A 5018-nucleotide genomic window follows, 5' to 3' on the forward strand; every position below is an offset into this window, starting at 1 on the left:
CGTGCCGGCTGAGCCGGTTGGGCCCCCTAGGCCTTGACGGCTTCGGTGCGCTGGGCGTGCGCCGGGTTGCGGCCGAGGCCGCGGAACGACACGGTCGCGCAGGCGACGATCACCGCGAGCGCCCACCACAGGTAGGACGAACCGGCGAACTGCCGCCACAGTGAGGCCGTGGTCTCGCGGTGCTCGGGCAGCAGCGAGATCGGTGTCCACACCATCAGGGCCAGCCCGATCGCCGACACGGCGCCCAGCACGGGATTGCGCAGCCGGGCGGCGAGCACCGCCGTCACGACCACGGTGGGTAGCGCCCACACCCAGTGGTGCGACCACGACACGGGGGAGACGACCAGGCCGAACATCGCCACCGCGATCAGGGCCAGCACCGGCTGGTCGGCGCGCAGTGCCGCCCGGGCGGCCCACACCGTGAGGGCCAGGACGGCGAAGCACAACGCCACCCAGACGAAGAACCGCTCGCCCTCCCCGAGGCCGAGTCGGGCCAGCGCGCCGGCGATGTTCTGGTTGGTGTTCAGGGTGGCGGTGCCGATGCGGTCGGTGTTGCGGACCGTCTCGGTCCAGTACTCCCAGGAATCCCGCCAGGCCAGCGCGAATCCGGCCAACGTCGCCAGCACCGCCGACACCGCGGTGACCAGCAGTGCGCGGGTGTCCCGGCGCAGCAGGAAGTAGAGCAGGAACACGGCCGGGGTCAGCTTCACCGCGATCGCCAGGCCCAGCAGCATGCCCCGGGGCCACGGGGTGCGGCGCGGCACGCAGTCGGCGATCACCAGGGTCATCAGCACGACGTTGATCTGGCCGAAGTCGAAATTGGAGCGCAGCGGCTCCAGGTAGAGCACCGCGGGCGCGACGATCGCCGCCGCCAGCCAGCACCGGCGCATCCAGGCTGGTTCGCCGGTGATCCGGGAGTCGGGCCAGACGTCGAGCCGGGTCAGCACGATCACCGTGGAGACCAGCAGCAGAATCAGCGTGGTCAGCGTGATGGCCACGCTGGCGGCCTCCAGCGAGAGCATCGCGAACGGTGCGAAGGCTGCCGCGGCCAGTGGCGGATAGGTGAACGGCAGTTCCAGCCCACCTTGGGTCTGGAACATCGCTCCATCCGCGTAGAGCGACTGCCCGTCGAGCCAGGCGCGTCCACCCATCCGATAGACATCGATGTCGATGCGGTAGGGGACATGGCCGAGAAGGCGCCAGCCCGCCGCGGCAAGCGCCGCGAGCGTCAGGATCTGGAACAGCCGCCACGCGAGCCTGGGTTTCCAACCAGCCCCGGTGGGCGCCCCCTGATTACTCATGTCGCCGACCAGACTATCGGTGCCCGGCGGCGCGTCGTCGGGCATCCCGGCCGTGCCACCCGCAGGTCGGCGTAAGTTTTCTGCGTGCGCCCGGACCTGAACCTCGACTTGAGCTTGTCGACCCACATCCCGCCGTCGCGGGTGCCGCTGGTCTGCTGCCTGCTCGCGTTCATCCTGACGTTCGCCATCACCCGCACCATCGTTCGGTACATCCGCAGCCATGCCGACAGCGACGCGCCCCGCAGATGGTGGCAGCCGCGCAACATCTCGGCCGGCGACGGCCTGCACATCCACCATGTGGTGATCGGCGTGATTCTGGTCATGGTCTCCGGGATCGCGATGGTGACCCTAGCGGTCGATGGAGGGGTACCCGAGTTCACCGCCGCGTCAATCTTTTTCGGGATCGGGGCGGCGCTGGTGCTCGACGAGTTCGCGCTGATCCTGCACCTGTCCGACGTGTACTGGTCCGAGGACGGGCGCACCTCGGTGGATGCGGTGTTCGTCGCGGTCGCGGTCGCGGGCCTGCTCATCATGGGTTTCAGTCCGCTGTCGTTCTTCGACGTCGGGATCTGGCAGAGCGATCATTCCGTCGTCGCCCGCACCGTCGTGGTGGTGGCCGCGGTGCTGACCCTGGCGCTGGCGGTCGTCGTGTTGCTCAAGGGCAAGGTGTGGACCGGGCTGGTGGGGATGTTCATCACGCCGTTGCTGGTCGTGGGCGCGATCAGGCTGTCCCGCCCGCACGCGCCGTGGGCGCGTTGGCGTTACACCGGAAGGCCGCGCAAGATGCACCGTGCGTTGGAACGGGAGCGGTGGCTGCGCCGACCGGTCGTGCAGGCGAAACTGTGGTTGCAGGATGCGATCGCCGGAATGCCGAAGTTCCCCGACGACGCGCTGGTCGACCAGCAACTCGACCGTGAGATCCACGCGGCGCCCGCACCGGGCGAGCCCGCCGAACAGAAAGCCTCCTGACTTGCGGTACTTCTACGACACCGAGTTCATCGACAACGGGCACACCATCGAGTTGATCTCCATCGGGGTCGTTGCCGAGGATGGCCGCGAATACTATGCGATATCAACGGAATTCGATCCCGACCGGGCCGGTCGCTGGGTCCGCAAGAATGTGCTTCCGAAGCTGCCGTCGCCTGCCTCGCCGCTGTGGCGTTCGCGCAGGCAGATCCGGTCGGAGCTGGAGGACTTCTTCGGCGTCGACGGCGACGAACCGATCGAGCTGTGGGCCTGGGTGGGCGCCTACGACCACGTGGTGCTCTGCCAGCTGTGGGGGCCGATGACCGACCTGCCGCCTGCGATGCCGCGCTTCACCCGCGAGCTGCGTCAGTTCTGGGAGGACCGCGGCAGCCCGCGGATGCCACCCCGGCCGCGCGATGCGCACGACGCACTCGTCGACGCCAAGCACAACCTGTTCCGCTACCGGTTGATGACCGAGAGCGGTTTTGCGGCGCAGTTACCATAAACGGGTGAACTGGACCGTCGACGTACCCATCGACCAGCTGCCTGCGCTCCCGCCGCTGCCCGAGGACCTGCGGCAGCGCCTCGACGCCGCGCTGGCCAGGCCGGCGCTGCAGCAGCCGTCCTGGGACGCCGGCCAGGCCGCGGCGATGCGCAAGGTCCTGGAGAGCGTGCCGCCGGTCACGGTGCCGTCCGAGATCGAGAAGCTGAAGTCCCAGTTGGCCGACGTCGCCCGTGGCGAGGCGTTCCTGCTGCAGGGCGGCGACTGCGCCGAGACTTTCGTCGACAACACCGAACCGCACATCCGCGCCAACATCCGCACGTTGCTGCAGATGGCCGTGGTGTTGACCTACGGCGCGAGCATGCCGGTGGTCAAGGTGGCCCGGATCGCGGGGCAGTACGCCAAGCCCCGGTCGGCCGACGTCGACGCGCTGGGCCTGAAGTCCTACCGCGGCGACATGGTCAACGGGTTCGCTCCCGACGCCGCGGTCCGCCAGCACGATCCGTCACGCCTGGTGCGCGCCTACGCCAATGCCAGCGCCGCGATGAACCTGGTGCGGGCGCTGACGTCGTCGGGCATGGCCTCGCTGCACCAGGTGCACGACTGGAACCGGGAGTTCGTCCGCACGTCGCCGGCCGGGGCGCGGTACGAGGCGCTGGCGGCGGAGATCGACCGCGCCCTGCACTTCATGAGCGCGTGCCGGGTCGACGACCGCAACCTCGACACGGCCGAGATCTACGCCAGCCACGAAGCCCTGGTGCTCGACTACGAGCGGGCCATGCTGCGCATGCACCGCGAGGGCGATCAGGAGGCCAAGCTCTACGACTTGTCGGCGCACTACGTGTGGATCGGCGAGCGCACCCGCCAGCTCGACGGCGCCCATGTCGCGTTCGCCGAGGTCATCGCGAATCCGATCGGTATCAAGATCGGCCCGACCACGTCGCCGGAACTGGCCGTCGAGTACGTGGAGCGCCTGGACCCGAACAACGAGGCGGGCCGGCTCACCATCGTCAGCCGGATGGGCAACCACAAGGTGCGCGACGTGCTGCCCCCGATCATCGAGAAGGTGCAGGCGTCGGGTCATCAGGTGATCTGGCAGTGCGATCCGATGCACGGCAACACCCACGAGTCCTCGACCGGTTACAAGACGCGTCATTTCGACCGCATCGTCGACGAGGTGCAGGGCTTCTTCGAGGTGCACCACGCACTCGGCACGCACCCGGGCGGCATCCACGTCGAGATCACCGGGGAGAACGTCACCGAGTGTCTCGGTGGCGCACAAGACATCTCGGACACCGACCTGGCCGGCCGCTACGAGACGGCCTGCGACCCGCGGTTGAATACGCAGCAGTCGCTGGAGTTGGCGTTCCTGGTCGCGGAGATGCTGCGCGGCTGAACCGGCCGGGCGGTCAGAGCAGGTTGCTCAGGTTGGTCCCGAGCGTCCACGCGCCGGCGGCGGCCAGCCCGGCCAGCGTGATCACCGCGACCACCCAGAAGAACAGCATCCGGCGCGACCGCTGGCGCGCCCAGTAGAACTCCTCGAGGTCGATTCCGGCGAATTGGCCTGTGTACGGGATCAATTCGTCCATCTCGTCGTCGTTCTCGACGTCTTCGGTGATGGGGAGTTCGTCGCGGGTGAACACCTTGGTGTCCCGGCTGACCGGCCGGGCGTCATCAAGGTTGACGGTGGCGTCGTGGGCGTTCTGCGCGCGTTCGGTGAGCACGGTCGCGGAGTTGTGCGACGCCGAGTTGCGGGGCGCGGGCACCCGGAAATAGGGGAGGTCGAGTTCGCGGACGATCGTGTCGAGCTGTTCGGCCATCTCGCCCGCGTCGGCGAACCTGCCGGCCGGATCGCGCGCGGTCGCGCACTCCACCAGATCGTCGAACTGCCTTGGCACGCCCCGGATCGCGGCGCTGGGCGGCGTGACGTCGCGTTCCAGACGTTGATAGGCGACGGTCAGCGCGGAGTCGCCGGTGAATGGGGTGCGGCCGGTCAGCAGTTCGTACACCAGGATCCCGACGGAGTAGACGTCGCCGCGCGCATCGGTGTCGCCGGTGGCGACCTGCTCGGGGGACAGGTAGGCCGCGGTGCCCAAAATCACGCTGGTGGAGGTGATCTTGGCCTCCGCCACCGCGCGGACCAGACCGAAGTCGGCGATCTTGACGTCGCCGTCGTCACTGATCAGCACGTTCTCGGGTTTGATGTCGCGGTGCACCAGCCCCGCCGAGTGCGCCGCGGCGAGCCCGCC

5 protein-coding genes are annotated in these 5018 nt (G+C 68.7%); 3 read left to right on the top strand and 2 right to left on the bottom strand.

Annotated features, from left to right (window positions below; translation table 11 throughout):
- Positions 1–26: 26 nt before the first annotated feature.
- Positions 27–1301: a glycosyltransferase 87 family protein gene (locus tag MVA01S_RS28515; RefSeq protein WP_051015382.1), complete on the bottom strand. Its 1275-nt coding sequence runs from the start codon at positions 1299–1301 to the stop codon at positions 27–29.
- An 84-nt stretch (positions 1302–1385) separates the two neighbouring features.
- On the opposite strand from MVA01S_RS28515, the gene MVA01S_RS28520 reads away from it, so the two are divergent.
- The 3 genes from MVA01S_RS28520 to MVA01S_RS28530 are packed head-to-tail and all read left to right on the top strand — an operon-like array spanning position 1386 to position 4165.
- The gene (locus MVA01S_RS28520; RefSeq protein WP_003933061.1) at positions 1386–2270 is read left to right on the top strand and encodes a hypothetical protein; all 885 of its coding nucleotides are present in this window, start codon (positions 1386–1388) and stop codon (positions 2268–2270) included.
- A 1-nt stretch (position 2271) separates the two neighbouring features.
- A complete protein-coding gene (locus tag MVA01S_RS28525) occupies positions 2272–2772 on the top strand; it encodes a polyadenylate-specific 3'-exoribonuclease AS (protein WP_003933060.1) in 501 nt (166 codons plus the stop codon).
- A gap of 4 nt (positions 2773–2776) precedes the next feature.
- Entirely contained in the window at positions 2777–4165 is a 1389-nt protein-coding gene (locus tag MVA01S_RS28530) for a class II 3-deoxy-7-phosphoheptulonate synthase (RefSeq protein ID WP_003933059.1), read from the top strand.
- 13 nt (positions 4166–4178) lie between these two features.
- On the opposite strand, the gene MVA01S_RS28535 is transcribed toward MVA01S_RS28530, so the two are convergent.
- Positions 4179–5018: protein kinase domain-containing protein (locus MVA01S_RS28535; RefSeq protein ID WP_060941793.1), on the bottom strand; the 840-nt coding region annotated here is incomplete at its 5' end.

It is taken from the genome of Mycolicibacterium vaccae NBRC 14118 = CIP 105934, assembly GCF_001552715.1.
GTDB lineage: Bacteria > Actinomycetota > Actinomycetes > Mycobacteriales > Mycobacteriaceae > Mycobacterium > Mycobacterium vaccae.